This is a genomic window from uncultured Lactobacillus sp., from assembly GCF_947367085.1.
Classification (GTDB): Bacteria; Bacillota; Bacilli; order Lactobacillales; family Lactobacillaceae; genus Lactobacillus.
The window spans coordinates 29558-44360 of sequence record NZ_CANBCP010000012.1; the positions used below are offsets into that span (position 1 = coordinate 29558).

The window sequence follows — 14803 nt, forward strand, 5'->3', positions numbered from 1 at the left end:
GATGCAATATGGCAGAACCAGAAAAACTTTTAACAGTAACTGTAGTAACTCCTGATGGGATTATATATTCCCACCATGCTAAAGCAGTAGCAATGCGGGCAATTGATGGTGAAAGAACAATTTTATATGATCACTTGCCGATTGTTACTCCGCTTACTATTGGTGAAGTTAGAGTTGAACGTGGAGCAGATATGCAAAATAGAACCGACCATATCGCTGTAAATGGTGGTTATATCGAGTTTTCTGATAATGTTGCAACTATTATCGCCGATAGTGCTGAAAGAGCTAGAAACATCGATGTTAAACGTGCTCAATCGGCTAAGGAACGTGCTGAAAAGCATATTCAAGAAGCAAAAGCTAAACATGATGAACGTGAAGTACTCGAGGCTGATATTGCTCTTCGTCGAGCAATCAACCGTCTGAATGTTCGTTCAAAATATGGTCAATAAGATTAAAGGAGACGGAAACGTCTCTTTTTTTGTGAGGAAATAATGAAACAGATTGGAATTCATGCCGTAGTTAGTATAATTACTTATTTATTAATGATTGCTTTATCCTTCAGATCATTACAAAGTTTGAGATTAGATAAATTTTTCAAAAAGGGTCATACTTTTGAAATACAATTATTTATTTTGTTTGCATCTATTGCATTAGGCTATTTAGTTGGTCAATTTTTGCTGGCTCTGATTGATCAATCGCTAGCAATTAGAATGTTATTTTCATAATTTAGTCACTAAATTGTTTAAGAATGGTTAAGTTCACAGTATTTCTTAAAGAAGCAGCTTTTTTGTGTTACAATTTTTATTGATTAAAAACTGGAGGCACAATCGTGGCAAGAGATATAGGAATCGATTTAGGTACAGCTAACGTCTTGATCAATGTATCAGGTAAAGGAATCGTATTAAATGAACCTTCCGTTGTAGCTGTAGATACAGATACAGATAAGGTAGTTGCTGTTGGTACAGAAGCTTATAAAATGGTCGGTCGTACCCCTGGCAATATTCGTGTAATTAGACCATTGAAAAATGGTGTGATTGCTGATTTTGATATAACTGAAGCAATGCTGAGTTACTTCATTGAAAAATTAAATGTTAAAGGCTTTATGTCTAAGCCCAATATTTTAATTTGTGCGCCAACTGGTGTAACTTCAATTGAACAAAAAGCTATCATTCAGGCTGCAGAAAAATCCGGTGGAGGTCGAGTTTATCTCGACTTTGAACCTAAAGTTGCAGCAGTAGGAGCAGGGTTAGATATTTTCAAACCTCAAGGTAATATGGTGATTGATATTGGTGGCGGTACTACTGATATTGCCGTTTTATCTATGGGAGAAATTGTAACTTCGAAGTCACTTCAATGGGCTGGCGATAAGATGGATCAAGCAGTTGTTAACTACATTAAAAATAGTAAGAACTTATTGGTTGGTCAACACACTGCAGAACAAATTAAGATTCAAATTGGAACTGCTTTTGAAGCACAAGATGATCAACAAATTACTGTTCGTGGACGTGATGTTGTTGATGGTTTACCAAAGCAAACTACAGTGACAGCTCCAGAAATTCAAAAAGCATTGGAAGATGGCTTAATGTCTATTGTAGCGGCAACTAAAGAAGTATTAGAGCAAACCCCACCGGAATTATCTGCTGATATTATTGATCGCGGTATTATGCTCACTGGTGGTGGCGCTTTACTTGCTAATATTGATAAGCTAATTACTTATTACTTGCAAGTACCTGTCTTAAAGGCCGATGATCCACTTGAAGCTGTTGCTTTAGGAACTGGAATTTTACTTAAAAATATAGAGAATCATCAGAGACACTAATTATGAATAATAAGATTTTTAATCCGGAAGCAATATTATCAAGATTAGGAAAATTTGGAAAAGTTTTTCTGTGTTTAATAGTAACAATGTTGATAGGTGCTTTAATTGGTTGTACGGTGGCAAGTGGAAATCCGTTCGCTATATTCTTTCCATCAACATGGATCCACTTTTTTGAGTTTTTAAATTAACATGAAAAAATTTATAATAGGTATTGTACGTTTTTATCAAAAATGTATTTCACCCTTATTGCCTCCGACATGTAGATACTATCCTACGTGTTCAACTTATATGATTGATGCTTTAAAAAAGCATGGGATAATATTGGGAAGTATGATGGGATTTGCCCGCATTTTACGTTGTAATCCTTTTATCAGAGGCGGAGTAGATCCGGTACCTGATAATTTTACTTTACGCAGAAATCCTCATCCTGAACGCTATGAAGATGAGATTATAGTAAAGGCATTCCATAATAATAAAAAATAGGAGTTAAGCAGTTTATGTCTAAAAAATTAGAAAACATTAATATCGAAGTAAATGAACGCAAAGGAAGCGTAAATCCAACTTGGGAAGTTATTATTCCCGGTAAGAAAACTATCGGAATTATCGAGCAAGTTGAGGAGCGTTACCACGCAGTTTCAAGTAAAACTAACCACGATTTATATTCTAAAACTCTTGAAAGTGCAATTAACGAATTACTTTCTTACTTCACTTTACATGAAAAATAATATATAGTAGGCGATTTAATGGCAAAAGTTGAAAATAAAACAGATTGGTTCGATCGAATTGCCTGGGGAGTAGTAATTCCCGTAGCTTTGTTAGCATTAATTAGTCTGTATTCTATCTGGGTAGCAACTGTTAATGATCCCGGTGCTGGAAGCCCCAAAAAAAGTGTAATGATGCAGGCTATTTGGTATTTAATATCTATTGCAATTATTATTGTGGTGATGCAATTTGATGCTGAACAGCTATTTAAATTGGCCCCGATAGCTTATGGTGTCGGCATTGTACTTTTAATAGCTGTTTTATTCTTGTATAACCGGCAAGTATTTAATGATACTGGGGCTAAGAGTTGGTTTAAATTAGGACCATTAACATTTCAGCCATCTGAAGTTATGAAACCAGCATTCATTTTAATGCTAGCACGAGTTGTTCAGGTTCATAATGCCAAGTATAGTCATACTTGGAAGACTGACTGGATTTTGATTGGTAAGATCTTTTTATGGTTAATTCCCGTTGCAGTCTTGTTAAAAGAGCAAAATGACTTTGGTACTATGCTGGTGTTTATAGCCATCGTTGGTGGGGTTATTTTGGTATCAGGGATAACTTGGAAGATAATTGTACCTGTTTTTGCAATAGTCTTTATTATTGGTGCATCGGCGATATTACTTGTGGTAACACCCGGTGGGCAGGCCTTTTTAGGGCACTTTTTTAGAGCATATCAATTCCAACGTATCAATTCTTGGTTGAGTCCATCTCAAGATACTTCCTCTGGTGCTTTTCAACTATGGCAGAGTATGAAGGCAATTGGATCTGGACAATTATTTGGTCAAGGATTTGGTAAAGTCAGTGTTTATGTGCCAGTGAGATCAACAGACATGATTTTTTCAGTAATTGGAGAATCATTTGGATTTGTTGGATGCTGTGCACTAATTTTGATCTATTTCTATCTGATTCTCCAAATGGTGAAGATTACTTTTGAAACTAAGAATGCATTTTATTCTTATATTTCAACGGGAATCATTATGATGATCTTATTCCACGTTTTTGAAAATATTGGAATGGGGATCGATTTATTGCCATTAACTGGTATTCCGTTACCTTTTGTGTCATCAGGTGGTTCAGCTTTAATCGTAAATATGATTGGTATTGGGCTAATTTTATCAATGAAATGGCACCATAAGGATTATATTTTCAGTACTGCTGGAGATTTTTAATAATAAATTTACACGTAAGTTTAAAAGCTTACGTGTTTTTTATTACATAAAAAATGGCAAATATGCAGAAATCGCGCATGATCATTGAGTTTTATGGTTTACTGGTAAGGCAGGCTAAAATTATAATCATTTGATTAGTTTTAGCTAATTATAAGAAGAAAATAGAGGTAAGGTATGTTAAAATTTTGTCCAAAATGTAGACATCCGTTAAATGGAGGAGAAAAGTTCTGTCCCAACTGTCAACAAGATTTGCGTGAATGTCAAGAAGATAACAATCAACCTGCCCAGTCTGGTCGAAATCAAGCCCCGCAGCAGGTAGCTCCACGTCCACCAAAAAGACCAATGAGTAAGAAAAATAAGATTATTTTATCAATAATTGGCGCGCTTGTGGTTGTCTTTGGAATCTTTTATGCTTGGGGATCAAGTTACTATTCAAATTCAAATCAAGTAAACCGAATTTTATCAGCACTCAAAGATCCAAAACAAGCTGGTGGAAAATATGTCAGCTGTGATGATCCTAACGTAAAGATAACAGATAGTTCTGTCAAGCCACTTCAAAATTACTACAAGAATCATTCAAATCAAGCTGATGAATTAAAATATGCGCTGACCTCAAATGCAGGTAATAGCGATGTGCAGTTAGTACAATCTGGTCATCATTTCTTGATTTTTCCAAAATATACAGCTCAGTTTCATGGCTATACACCTAAAATTGAAACTAACCATGCTAATTCAATTGTGAAAATGAATGGTAAGAGTATTGGAAAACTTACTGGTTCGAGTTCTCATTTTTCTAAGGAATTAGATCCAGTTTTGCCCGGTCATTATGAATTCTCTATCAAGTCCAAGGTAGCTGGAAGAACGTTAACTGCAAATGCTAATACTAACATTTGGTCTAACCAAAATGTTGATTTAAATATTAATACTGAAACTTTAGTAATTAAGAGTGTTCCAAATGGGACTGTTTATATTAATGATAAAAAAGTGGGTAGTTTAAGTAATAAGGGAGAATTAACCTTATCTGATTATCCGATTACTAAGCATATGACGTTGTATGTAAGTGGAAAGTTCGGTAAAAAAGAACTTCAATCCAAGACCATAACTGATCTTGATGAAGGACTTGAAAATGCGGCGACAGATGATGATAGTGCGATAATTTCAGCTAGTGGCAAGAAATATGTCATTCGTCCTGAATGGAAAGGCCTAGCTTCAAATGAGGAAGCAGGTCATTTGCTTTCTGATGTTTTTGAAAGTGGCGGAGAAAAGAGCCAATATGTCGGTGAAGCTGGCAACAGTAGTTATCTCGCAATGAAAAAGATGTTTGATGGCTTTAGGGATGATGACTCAGTTAATAATTTTGATACAGATGTTAAAATCGAAAGTATCACACCATATGATACTGATGAAAGTCAAGTTAATTACGTGGTTACATTTACCTTTGAACATGATGATTATACTCATGTCCAAGTAATTGAATATACTGGGTGCATTTTGAAGAATGTTGATAGAGACTTTAAAGTCGACAAAATCGGATCCGCTCATGTAAAACAAGATAAAAAGGTTACTGGAGATTCAGATGATGAAGACAGTGACACTAATGATGATGACGATTAGTTGATTAACAGACTGAGTAGCAATTGAGCTCCTCAGTCTTTTTTTTGATAAAAAATCTGGCAAATATGCAAGAACAAGGACAGCAAAGAAAAAATATGGTTGTATGAGAAAGGAATATTTATAACTTAAATAAATTTGATAAAAATGTCGATTTGGAAGATTTGCCGCTTAATTATAATTAACAAATTAAGATAAAAGTAAAATCTACAAAAGTGGTGAAAAGACTAATGACGATTGGTGATTATTTAAAAGATAAACGTACAAAAATGCATTTAAGCAGAAAAGCCTTTGCAGAAGGCATAGTAGACAGTTCATATTTGGCACGTGTTGAAAAAAATAAAAACGAAATTAGGGCAACGACTTTCATTGACTTACTTGCTAAGCAGAATATTTCTCTAAGTGATTTTTTAGGTGAATTTGATGATATTCATTTTCAGAACTATTTTTTTCAGATTAAAGCAAGCGAAGCTTATGTCAATCATGATATAGCAACCTTAGATAAAATGAGCCAAAATCCTGCTAATTCTAGCACTATTATGAGAATGGTTATTGAGTGGTTAATTGCTACATTAAATGATCAAACTGATTCTTATCCTGAAAAAAGTAAAGCTGCCATCAAAAAGTTCTTGTTAGAGGTCGAATTATGGGATGACGATGCGTTATGGATTATTGCGAATTGTTTGGGGATGTATGAGATAGATGAGATTAATAGTGTTGTTAATAGAATATTAGCCACTTTTGATCATTTTGAGGATTATAGTGATTATAAAATTAAGTTGCTTGCCGAAATTGCGCTTAACTATTTAGAAATTAATTTAGAATATAATCTAATTTCTGCTAAGGAACAAAAAGTAATCGACTATATTAATCAATTACCTAACTGTTCAAGTATCTTCTATGAAAAATTGAAGGCAAAATGTCTTGAACAAAAACAAAGATCTGCCAAAACAAGGAGTTCAATGTCAGTGGTTTTAGAATCTCTCTAATCTATAAAAATGTCGATTTAGAAGATTTCAGACTTATATTTTCTTTTCTGAGTATTATGAAGTGGAAGATTTAATATGAGGTAGAAAAATGAAGATTGGGACTCAGTTAAAGAAAATAAGAATATTGTTGGGGCTAACCCAAAAGGAATTCAGCGCAGGAATTGTAACTGAATCTTTTTATTCTCGTGTTGAAAGCAATCATAGTAATATCAGCATGACCCAACTAATTGAGATACTTAATCATAACCATGTGTCTTTGTATGATTTTTTTGAATCACTTACTAAAGAACATTTTGAACATGAGGTAATCGTGGCTTTTATTGATCAAGATATCCCAAAATTGAAAAATTATCTAAATATAACCAAATCTCATCAAATCGTAATCAAGCTAATGATTGCTATTTTAGAAAATCAAAATTTTAAAATTTCAGAGCAGTGTTATCAAAAATTACGTACGTATGCTTTGAAAGCAGAAGATAATCAAAAAATAGTTCTTGTTCAATGTTTGTTAGTTCATCTTTGTGAGTTAGATGAGTTAAGCATATTAATGGATAAGCTAGCACAATTTCCAAATAGTGAAAGTGACGATCTGACTTTAAGGTTGAAAATACAAGCTTTGCTAGTATGTATGCGGCGTTTTTATGAAAATGGAGACGATAGTAAAGCTATAGAGGCTATAAAGTTGATTGATTCTCTACCGCAAAAATCAATTACAGCTCTAGAGAGAGTGGTCGCACAGTATTATTTAGCTTTAATAAAAAAAGACCTATCAAAAGCAAAGCAGATTAAAAAATTACTAACTGATATGGGATACATTAAATATCTCAAATAATAAAAATGGCAAATATGCAGAATTAAAGACGAATCTCTTATAAAATCATAAAATAGAAAATGGTGTTATTACAAAGTAAGAGAATTATAGATAGAAAGTTGAGAGTGAAAGTTAACGTGAAAACATGTCCAAATTGTGGTGCTCAAATGGAAGCCGATGTAAATTTTTGTACTGAATGTGGTAGTGATATTAGAAATGTAGCACCCAATCAAAATTCACAGACCGCAGATATACAACAAGTTGAGCAACCAACTCAAACTAATTGGCAAGAAAGTAATAACAATATGAATCAGGTGATTGATAATTCTTATCAGCAACCTCAAGTTCAACAAGTGACAAATAATTCAACTACTCCAAATCAGACTTTAAGTCGAGTAAGTGAAGCTGTGAAAAATTTTGATAAGGATAGTTTGTGGAATTGGTTTGTAACTTCATGGAAGACTCCAAGTGCAAAACAAAATGGAGAAAAGTGGTACGGGATTGCAACTTTGCTTTTAGAAATGATCATCTTTTCTTGGGCATTTGGTGCTGGTGTTAAGAAAGCAGTAATGTCAAATATCCCTACTGCTATTCCTAGTTATTATCAGGATAAATTTAATGGATTTTTCCGCTCACTGGGATTTGACCAATTTTTAGTTGTATTAATTACTGGAGCAGGAGTGATTGTAGGCTCTTATGTAGCTCATAAGATCGTTTATAATCAAAATTCATCAATTTGGTCCCTAATTAATAAGATTGTTCAATTAAGTAATATCAATGCAATTGTTGTTTTAGTTTTATCCTTAATTTGCTGGTTAAGTTTTAAAAGCATGCCGCAAGTAATTATTGGATTGATGTTATTTGTAGCAATTTTGTATTTAATGGCTGGAGCATTTTCAATTCATGAAGATCAAGAAAGCATTAGAGATCCGTTTTATGGGGTAATTCTTTATTTGGTAATTGTAGTTTTATTTGCTGCACTTGCATATCTCGTTGTGAAGGGCCAATTAGTCAGTCAAATTAGAGATACTTTCCAAGTCGATATCAGTCAATACTTTAATTTAAACAATATTCATTTTTAATATAATACCTAGATAGAAGCTGAATGAATAATTCAGCTTTTTTATAAGGAGAAGTTTATGAAAAAGTTCTGTCCTAATTGTGGTGGTCCGTTAAAACCTGACGATAAGTTTTGTAAAAAATGTGGTAGTCCGGTTAATGCTAATAAAGTTCCCCAACGTGATAGTCAGCAGCCGGCTCAAGCAGATTTTAAGAGACCAACTCAGCAGCCAAAATTAACTAATAATCGCACTCAAGGCCAACCTAATATGCAAAGACCCCACAGACCAAAAAAGTCAAATAAGAAAGTAATTGCGATTGTTGTAAGCGTGTTGGTTATTTTGCTAGCAGGTGGAGGATTTTGGTATTTTACTCAAAAGAGTAGTAATAACCAAGCTAGTGTAGCTAAAACGACCAAAACTCACAAAAAGACTCCAAAAAAAGTTCCTAAGAAAGAAAAAAAGAAAGAGTATTCTAATAAGATCTGGATGTTGATGGGATATATGGCATATGCTCGCAAGAACTATGAAAAAAGTGAAAATACCGATAACACAGGCGATTTAGTAAAAGCAGTTGTTAGAGATTTTAGTGATGGCACTCTTGAAGCTGAGCAAAACTCTCAATCAACTTATACTGTTTCTAATAAGTATGGTAGTGTGGACGTTGCTGTTAATAAGAAAAACGTTAAGGTAACTAATGATGGAACGAAGGTCACTTCTAAATCTGAGTTGAAGAAGACTTTTGGCAAGTATAAGAGTCAGATTGAAAAGGTGAGTGGAGGAATAAGTGAGAATACAGTTTCTGAAGCGTCAGCTAATAAAGAAAAAAAGAATAAGTCTAATGTGACATTGAGTGATGGAGAAATGATTGTAGCCGCTATACTTACACGGGTACAAAAAAGTTCAGTAAAAGACCAGATTAACGTAATAAAAACTGATATCGACCAGTCTTTAAATAGCACTGCTAAGAAAATAGATATGCAAAACTATATTTGGGGTTTGATTGAAGAAACCGATGCAGGTGTTACTTCATATAGCGTTGCCTATAATTTCTCAAGTTCGAGATGGGCGAAAGTAGAGTTAAATAATGATACCCATGCAGAGTTCGTGAGCTTGTTTACACATGCACCAGGATTGGAATCAGTAGAGAAAAAGAAAATTTCTAAAAAAGAACTCATTGAGAAATATGGTCCGTATAAGCAAGACTTAGACGACATTTTGAATGGACTTGAAAAAAGTAAAAGTCATCATGATGAATTGAGTAAGCAGATTTATAATCAGCAAAGTGATAACTCTACTGATACTAATGATAATGATGACGATGACGACAGTGATGATTAATACTTAATCAGAAAATTAAGCTAGTAAATACAATAATTTCGTATTTACTAGCTTTTTTTCGCATAATTCTTGTTTTATGTGAATATTCTCTCCATTAAGTATAATATTAGTACTTGGAAAGCTTACTTAGGAGGAAAAAATGACAATTGGTGAAGCACTAAAGCAAGTTCGTCTACAAGCAGGCCTTACTCAAAAACAAATGACATCAGGATTAATAACTGAATCTTTTTATTCAAAAGTTGAGCGTGGAGTCCATTCAATTGATGCTGAAACTTTGATCGAATTATTATCAGCTCATCATATTGATGTAATTCAATTTTTTCAATTGATAACATATCAAAAGTCTCGCGCTGAACCGAATTTTAATTTGATAGACAAGATCACCTATGCCCAAAACAAAAAAGATCTGAAGGCGCTGGATAAAATTGCTTCAGAAATATCAAATGGGGGGGGTAAAAATAACTTCTATCTCCAATATCGTTTGCAGAATGCTTATGCTTGGATTTTACATTCTAACAAATTTGTTCCAGATGAGATGAAGAAAAAAGTAAAATCTTTGATTTTAGATGAGAACTGGAATCGTCCAGCCTATCATTATTTGAGTCAAGCTGTAATTTTTCTTGATCTAGATGATGCATATTATTTGGTTAACTCGGCCTTTAAGGCATTTCATAAAAATAAAAAACAGGATTACTTTACCTTACAATTTGTTGCTATGATTGCAGTCAACTATTTGAATTGCTGCTATTACCAAAAAGCAAGTAAGAAATATACTGACTGTGCAGTTGAATTTTTGTACTCTTTACCACTAGAGCCAACTATTGGGTTTCATCGGATGGTGGGAGCGTATTATGAGGCTCTTTTTAATAATGATCTACAAATGCAAAAACGTATTGCCATCATTTTGAAAAAGATTTCTACTATCGAAGATACTTTAAACAAAGACATAGCCAAAGAATTGAATTTATAGCTAAACAAAAAGCTGCTCGTAGTGAGCAGCTTTTTAAATTAAAATAATTAGTTTTTTGTATTCTTTTCAATATCTTGTTGTTGTGCAGCTGGTTCTCTGATAACTAACACGTCACATTCAGAAGTTCTAGTAACGTATTCGGTAATACTACCAATTAATAGTCTTTCAACAGCGTTAAGACCAGTCGCACCAATAATGATTAAATCGATATCATGCTTTTTAGGAAATTCGTGAGCGATGATATTCTTTGGTGAGCCAAATTCGATTGAATATTTTACATCTTTTACGCCAGCATCCTTTGCTTGCTTATAATATTCTTCAATCTTTTCTTGTGCTTCTTTAGAAACTTGTTCAACCATGGCGGAGTCAAAACTAGAAACATCTTGAAACGCTCTAGTATCAACAACGTGCAAAATTTCAAGTTCGGCACCATTTCTTTTAGCAACTTCTACAGCCTTGCCAAAGGCCATTTCAGCTTCTTTTGATCCATCGACAGCAACTTGTATATGATGATATTGTTTTAACATAATGTTTCACCTCTCATATAATATTTTACCAAAAAATAGTAAATTCAGAGAAAAACTATGCATTTAGTTTGAGAAAGCTGAGTGAAAAAAACATCACGACGATGGTTCCCAAAATTAAAGTAATGAAGTTATATTCACGAGCTAAAGTAAATAAGATCAAGATACCAATTATTGCTGTAATCAGCAGACCAATGCTAGTAAAGACAAATAAATTCTTCACTTTAGGATTGGTTTCGAAATTATAAATTAAAAATTGTCCGTGCCTTTGAGACCAAAGTAAATAAGCAGCCGTCAAAATCAACAAGACAATGAAGATTAACATAAAGACTGTAATAACCAAATTAATATCCTCTCACTCATAGATATGAAAAGAAGCGGCCAAAAGCCGCTTCCATTAATTTACTAAGAAAATCTGAGTTGACGTGCTCGAATAATGACGCTTGTTGAACCCGCAGTGTTCAAAATTTGAGCTTGCGTCGCAGTGAATATGGATCCTAGAATTGACTAGTATTCCGATTCAGTAGTTATTCGCAAACTCTAACGTCTATTGTTTGATCGGTCAACTGTACTATTAATCTTCGCGATCAACTCAGATCAACTATATTGTATCAAAATATGACTAACTGTCAATAAAGACAACTCTAGCTTAAGCCATCTTTTTGCATTTTTTTAAGGGTTTCATATTGCTGCTTGAATGCCTTCTCAAATTTAGAATTTCCCTTAGGATTAAAGTATTTTTGATTTTTTAAATTATTAGGTAAGTATTGCTGGGCTATCCAATCATTAGGGTAGTCATGTGGATATAAGTATTTGACTCCATGTCCGAGTTTTGATGCACCTTTGTAATGTGCATCTTTTAAATTATTTGGAATTGAGATCGAAGACTTTGTTTTGACATCATTAATAGCAGCATCAATTGCTGAAATTGCACTGTTACTTTTGGGCGAAAGACACAATTCAATCACTGCGTTTGCCAAAATTATTCTAGCCTCAGGTAATCCCACCATTTGGGCTGCTTGAACTGCAGCAGTTGCATGCTGACAAGCAGGGGGATTTGCTAAGCCAATATCTTCATAAGCAATTACTAGTAGCCGCCTAAAAATTGCCGGTAAATCACCAGATTCACACAATTGGGCTAAATAAAAAAGAGCTGCATCAGTGTCTGAACCACGAATTGATTTTTGAAAAGCAGATATTAAATCATAATGGCCATCGCCACTTGCATCAAAATTTTGTACTTTAGTCTGAAGCGAATCGGCCATTTGTGTTACATTAATTGAAATTTGAGATATATCTTTTTCTTTATCAATCAACTCTTGCTTAGTTGAACGCACTGCCAATTCTAGTGCATTCAAGGTATAGCGTAAATCACCGTTGCCTTTTTGAATTAATAAATTCATTGCTTCATCTGATAAGAGAGCATGTTCAAGACCTAATCCATTTTTATCATCTTTTAGTGCTCGCTCAATTGCTTTTTTTACATCGTCTGGTTCAAGTCTCTTTAATTCAAAAATTTGACACCTTGAGCGGATTGCAGGTGAAATTGATATATATGGATTCTCAGTTGTAGCCCCAATTAAAACTATTTCTCCTGATTCTAGAAGAGGTAATAAGAAATCTTGCTTTGTTTTATCAAGTCGATGAATTTCATCAAGTAATAAAATTACTGTTCCACTCATTTTAGCTTCTTGAGCGACAATTTGCAGATCTTTTTTTGAATCAGTTGCTGCATTTAGTTTCCTAAAAGCATATTTAGTAGAACCAGCGATTGCACTGGCAATTGATGTTTTACCAATTCCAGGTGGGCCGTACAAAATCATTGAAGAAAGAAGTTTAGCTTCAACCATTCTTCTAATAATTTTTCCAGGTCCAACTAGGTGATTTTGACCAACTATTTCATCAATATTAGTTGGTCGCATACGATAGGCAAGTGGTCTCATTTATTTACCTCTGTTAAATAGTTTTGACCAAAATGATTTCTTCTTTTTAGGCTCTTGAATTGCGTTAGGGGTGACAGTTGGAGCGTAAACTTGTTGAATATCAATGCGATAGCGATTGATTGCTGTTTTTGAAACGACTAAAATTCCAGTTGCATCCGGTTCATTTTTAGCGGTTTCATCATTTATCAGAGTAAATTTAATATCATCTTGACTGCATTTTCCCATCAACTTACTGATAAAATCGTTCTGTGGCATTTTACCATTGATTAAAACAGTGTAGCCCTTAAAATCATCAATATTTTTTAAAAAGAGGGTGTCTAACTTGGGGTCAGCTACTTGAGCAACTGTCATTCGCAGTAAAACTCTTTCTCTTAATGAGCCCAAATAGCGTCGACGTTCATCAGGCTTAGTTTGAGGAGTTACACCGCTAGCGGCTTGCTGAACTCGTTTACTTAAATCTTCGGTCATCTTGTCTCCTTAAATATTTGTCTAATAAAAAAGTCTTTCCACAAATGTGAAAAGACTTTGTAAATAGAAGCTGTAAAATTAAAGCTTCTTGTTGTACCATTCAACGACAAGTGCTTCGTCAACTTCTGGTTCCATTTCGTCACGTTCTGGAAGACGAACTAAAGTACCAGTCATCTTGTTGTCATCAAATGAAACAAATGGTGGACGTGATACAACTGCTTCAAGAGCATCTTTAACTTGTTGTAAGTTCTTTGACTTTTCCTTCAAGCTGATTTCTTGACCAACTTTAACTTCGTATGAAGGAATATCAACACGTTTGCCATCTACTAAGATGTGACCGTGGTTAACAAGTTGTCTAGCTTGTTCTCTAGTAGTTGCAAGGCCTAAACGGTAAACAATGTTGTCTAAACGACGTTCAAGTAAGATCATGAAGTTAACACCGTGCTTACCTTCACGAATTTTACCTGCGCGAATGAATAAGTTTTGGAATTGACGTTCATTCAAACCAAACATCCAACGTAACTTTTGCTTTTCTTTTAATTGTTGACCATATTCAGAAACCTTAGCACGGTTATTTGGACCATGGTCACCAGGTGCGTAGTTACGACGACTTAATTCTTTACCAGTACCTGAAAGTGAAATACCTAAACGTCTTGAACGCTTCCAGCTTGGGCCAGTATATCTTGACATAAATATAATCCTCCATAAAATAAATAAAATTCTGGAGTAAAATATAAGGAATAAGTTCAACATTCGTGCATCTTAAGTTGTATGTTTCGCCCAGTGCAGCGCGGGTTACTCGTTCACTAAACGTCTTAAGATGTTGACGTTCTTGTCACTTATTGCTGCAAATATTTTACACGACGACAATTATAGTAGAAATGATTAATAAAAGCAAGCAATATAGTTGCATTTGGCAATGTTTCTATATTTGATTTTTGCTATAATATAAGCAGAAATTTGGAGGAAATTATGTCATCAGCTCAATCAATCATCATTATTTTAATTATTGTATTTGTAATTGCTCTAGTTGCTGGTGCTGTGATCATTAATAAATACTTTAATCATCAAATCGCTCAAATTGACAAAGAAAGTGAGCAACTCAATGATCTAGCAGCAAAACAAGATATTTCTCGCTTGGAAAAAATGGGCCTGGCAGGTAAAAGCCTGGCAACTTTTGAGGAAAGTAAAAGTGATTATCAAAAAGTTGAAACTAAGCAAATTGGACAATTGCAACATTTATTAGAGCAAGCTGCTGAAACTAATGCAAAATATAAGTTATGGCAAGCAAGAAAACTGATCAAACAGGCTCAAGATTTATGCGATCAAGCTCAG

Annotated in this window: 18 protein-coding genes; 13 read left to right on the forward strand and 5 right to left on the reverse strand. The window is 34.1% G+C overall.

What is annotated here, in order from left to right:
• The first annotated feature begins 8 nt into the window (after nucleotides 1–8).
• The 12 genes from Q0Y70_RS03490 (at nucleotide 9) to Q0Y70_RS03550 (ending at nucleotide 10533) form a co-directional block, all read left to right on the forward strand.
• Nucleotides 9–449, forward strand: a complete 441-nt coding sequence (locus Q0Y70_RS03490; RefSeq protein WP_297816627.1) for a F0F1 ATP synthase subunit epsilon — start codon at nucleotides 9–11, stop codon at nucleotides 447–449.
• Between the two features lie 42 nt (nucleotides 450–491).
• On the forward strand, nucleotides 492–725 hold the full coding sequence (locus tag Q0Y70_RS03495; protein ID WP_297816630.1) for a DUF1146 family protein: 234 nt from the start codon (nucleotides 492–494) through the stop codon (nucleotides 723–725).
• A 104-nt stretch (nucleotides 726–829) separates the two neighbouring features.
• Entirely contained in the window at nucleotides 830–1819 is a 990-nt protein-coding gene (locus tag Q0Y70_RS03500; RefSeq protein WP_297816633.1) for a rod shape-determining protein, read from the forward strand.
• Nucleotides 1820–2008: 189 nt separating this feature from the next.
• Complete coding sequence (yidD, locus tag Q0Y70_RS03510) at nucleotides 2009–2302, forward strand: membrane protein insertion efficiency factor YidD (protein WP_297816639.1); 294 nt, start codon at nucleotides 2009–2011, stop codon at nucleotides 2300–2302.
• A 14-nt stretch (nucleotides 2303–2316) separates the two neighbouring features.
• Entirely contained in the window at nucleotides 2317–2544 is a 228-nt protein-coding gene (locus Q0Y70_RS03515) for a DUF2969 domain-containing protein (protein ID WP_297816641.1), read from the forward strand.
• Nucleotides 2545–2562: 18 nt separating this feature from the next.
• Nucleotides 2563–3753 (forward strand): FtsW/RodA/SpoVE family cell cycle protein, encoded by a 1191-nt coding sequence (locus tag Q0Y70_RS03520; RefSeq protein WP_297816644.1) that lies wholly within the window; start codon nucleotides 2563–2565, stop codon nucleotides 3751–3753.
• 174 nt (nucleotides 3754–3927) lie between these two features.
• The gene (locus Q0Y70_RS03525) at nucleotides 3928–5367 is read left to right on the forward strand and encodes a zinc ribbon domain-containing protein (RefSeq protein WP_297816646.1); all 1440 of its coding nucleotides are present in this window, start codon (nucleotides 3928–3930) and stop codon (nucleotides 5365–5367) included.
• Nucleotides 5368–5594: 227 nt separating this feature from the next.
• Complete coding sequence (locus Q0Y70_RS03530; protein WP_297816649.1) at nucleotides 5595–6353, forward strand: helix-turn-helix domain-containing protein; 759 nt, start codon at nucleotides 5595–5597, stop codon at nucleotides 6351–6353.
• Nucleotides 6354–6441: 88 nt separating this feature from the next.
• Nucleotides 6442–7185 carry a helix-turn-helix domain-containing protein gene (locus Q0Y70_RS03535; RefSeq protein WP_297816652.1) on the forward strand — a complete coding sequence of 248 codons (744 nt, stop codon included), beginning with the start codon at nucleotides 6442–6444 and terminating at the stop codon, nucleotides 7183–7185.
• Between the two features lie 116 nt (nucleotides 7186–7301).
• Nucleotides 7302–8246, forward strand: a complete 945-nt coding sequence (locus Q0Y70_RS03540) for a zinc ribbon domain-containing protein (RefSeq protein WP_297816655.1) — start codon at nucleotides 7302–7304, stop codon at nucleotides 8244–8246.
• 57 nt (nucleotides 8247–8303) lie between these two features.
• Entirely contained in the window at nucleotides 8304–9563 is a 1260-nt protein-coding gene (locus Q0Y70_RS03545; protein ID WP_297816658.1) for a zinc-ribbon domain-containing protein, read from the forward strand.
• 139 nt (nucleotides 9564–9702) lie between these two features.
• Nucleotides 9703–10533 (forward strand): helix-turn-helix domain-containing protein, encoded by an 831-nt coding sequence (locus Q0Y70_RS03550; protein WP_297816661.1) that lies wholly within the window; start codon nucleotides 9703–9705, stop codon nucleotides 10531–10533.
• Nucleotides 10534–10580: 47 nt separating this feature from the next.
• Here the strand turns inward: Q0Y70_RS03550 and Q0Y70_RS03555 are convergent, their stop codons facing one another.
• The 5 genes from Q0Y70_RS03555 to rpsD all read right to left on the reverse strand — a co-directional run bounded on the left by Q0Y70_RS03555 (nucleotide 10581) and on the right by rpsD (nucleotide 14158).
• Nucleotides 10581–11060, reverse strand: coding sequence for a universal stress protein (locus Q0Y70_RS03555; protein ID WP_297816664.1), 480 nt, complete (start codon nucleotides 11058–11060; stop codon nucleotides 10581–10583).
• A gap of 55 nt (nucleotides 11061–11115) precedes the next feature.
• On the reverse strand, nucleotides 11116–11400 hold the full coding sequence (locus tag Q0Y70_RS03560) for a hypothetical protein (RefSeq protein ID WP_297816667.1): 285 nt from the start codon (nucleotides 11398–11400) through the stop codon (nucleotides 11116–11118).
• Between the two features lie 301 nt (nucleotides 11401–11701).
• A complete protein-coding gene (locus tag Q0Y70_RS03565) occupies nucleotides 11702–13000 on the reverse strand; it encodes a replication-associated recombination protein A (RefSeq protein WP_297816671.1) in 1299 nt (432 codons plus the stop codon).
• The gene (locus Q0Y70_RS03570) at nucleotides 13001–13468 is read right to left on the reverse strand and encodes a YueI family protein (protein WP_297816674.1); all 468 of its coding nucleotides are present in this window, start codon (nucleotides 13466–13468) and stop codon (nucleotides 13001–13003) included.
• A 78-nt stretch (nucleotides 13469–13546) separates the two neighbouring features.
• The gene (rpsD, locus tag Q0Y70_RS03575) at nucleotides 13547–14158 is read right to left on the reverse strand and encodes a 30S ribosomal protein S4 (RefSeq protein ID WP_297816677.1); all 612 of its coding nucleotides are present in this window, start codon (nucleotides 14156–14158) and stop codon (nucleotides 13547–13549) included.
• 282 nt (nucleotides 14159–14440) lie between these two features.
• On the opposite strand from rpsD, the gene Q0Y70_RS03580 reads away from it, so the two are divergent.
• Nucleotides 14441–14803, forward strand: a 363-nt coding sequence (locus tag Q0Y70_RS03580) for a septation ring formation regulator EzrA (RefSeq protein WP_297816680.1), incomplete at its 3' end; no start/stop codon positions are given.

Coding starts and splice junctions, on each gene's coding strand:
- Q0Y70_RS03490 (WP_297816627.1), top strand. CDS start 9: ATGGCAGAACCAGAAAAACTTTTAACAGTAACTGTAGTAACTCCTGAT.
- Q0Y70_RS03495 (WP_297816630.1), top strand. CDS start 492: ATGAAACAGATTGGAATTCATGCCGTAGTTAGTATAATTACTTATTTA.
- yidD (WP_297816639.1), top strand. CDS start 2,009: ATGAAAAAATTTATAATAGGTATTGTACGTTTTTATCAAAAATGTATT.
- Q0Y70_RS03515 (WP_297816641.1), top strand. CDS start 2,317: ATGTCTAAAAAATTAGAAAACATTAATATCGAAGTAAATGAACGCAAA.
- Q0Y70_RS03520 (WP_297816644.1), top strand. CDS start 2,563: ATGGCAAAAGTTGAAAATAAAACAGATTGGTTCGATCGAATTGCCTGG.
- Q0Y70_RS03525 (WP_297816646.1), top strand. CDS start 3,928: ATGTTAAAATTTTGTCCAAAATGTAGACATCCGTTAAATGGAGGAGAA.
- Q0Y70_RS03530 (WP_297816649.1), top strand. CDS start 5,595: ATGACGATTGGTGATTATTTAAAAGATAAACGTACAAAAATGCATTTA.
- Q0Y70_RS03535 (WP_297816652.1), top strand. CDS start 6,442: ATGAAGATTGGGACTCAGTTAAAGAAAATAAGAATATTGTTGGGGCTA.
- Q0Y70_RS03545 (WP_297816658.1), top strand. CDS start 8,304: ATGAAAAAGTTCTGTCCTAATTGTGGTGGTCCGTTAAAACCTGACGAT.
- Q0Y70_RS03550 (WP_297816661.1), top strand. CDS start 9,703: ATGACAATTGGTGAAGCACTAAAGCAAGTTCGTCTACAAGCAGGCCTT.
- Q0Y70_RS03555 (WP_297816664.1), bottom strand. CDS start 11,060: ATGTTAAAACAATATCATCATATACAAGTTGCTGTCGATGGATCAAAA.
- Q0Y70_RS03565 (WP_297816671.1), bottom strand. CDS start 13,000: ATGAGACCACTTGCCTATCGTATGCGACCAACTAATATTGATGAAATA.
- Q0Y70_RS03570 (WP_297816674.1), bottom strand. CDS start 13,468: ATGACCGAAGATTTAAGTAAACGAGTTCAGCAAGCCGCTAGCGGTGTA.
- rpsD (WP_297816677.1), bottom strand. CDS start 14,158: ATGTCAAGATATACTGGCCCAAGCTGGAAGCGTTCAAGACGTTTAGGT.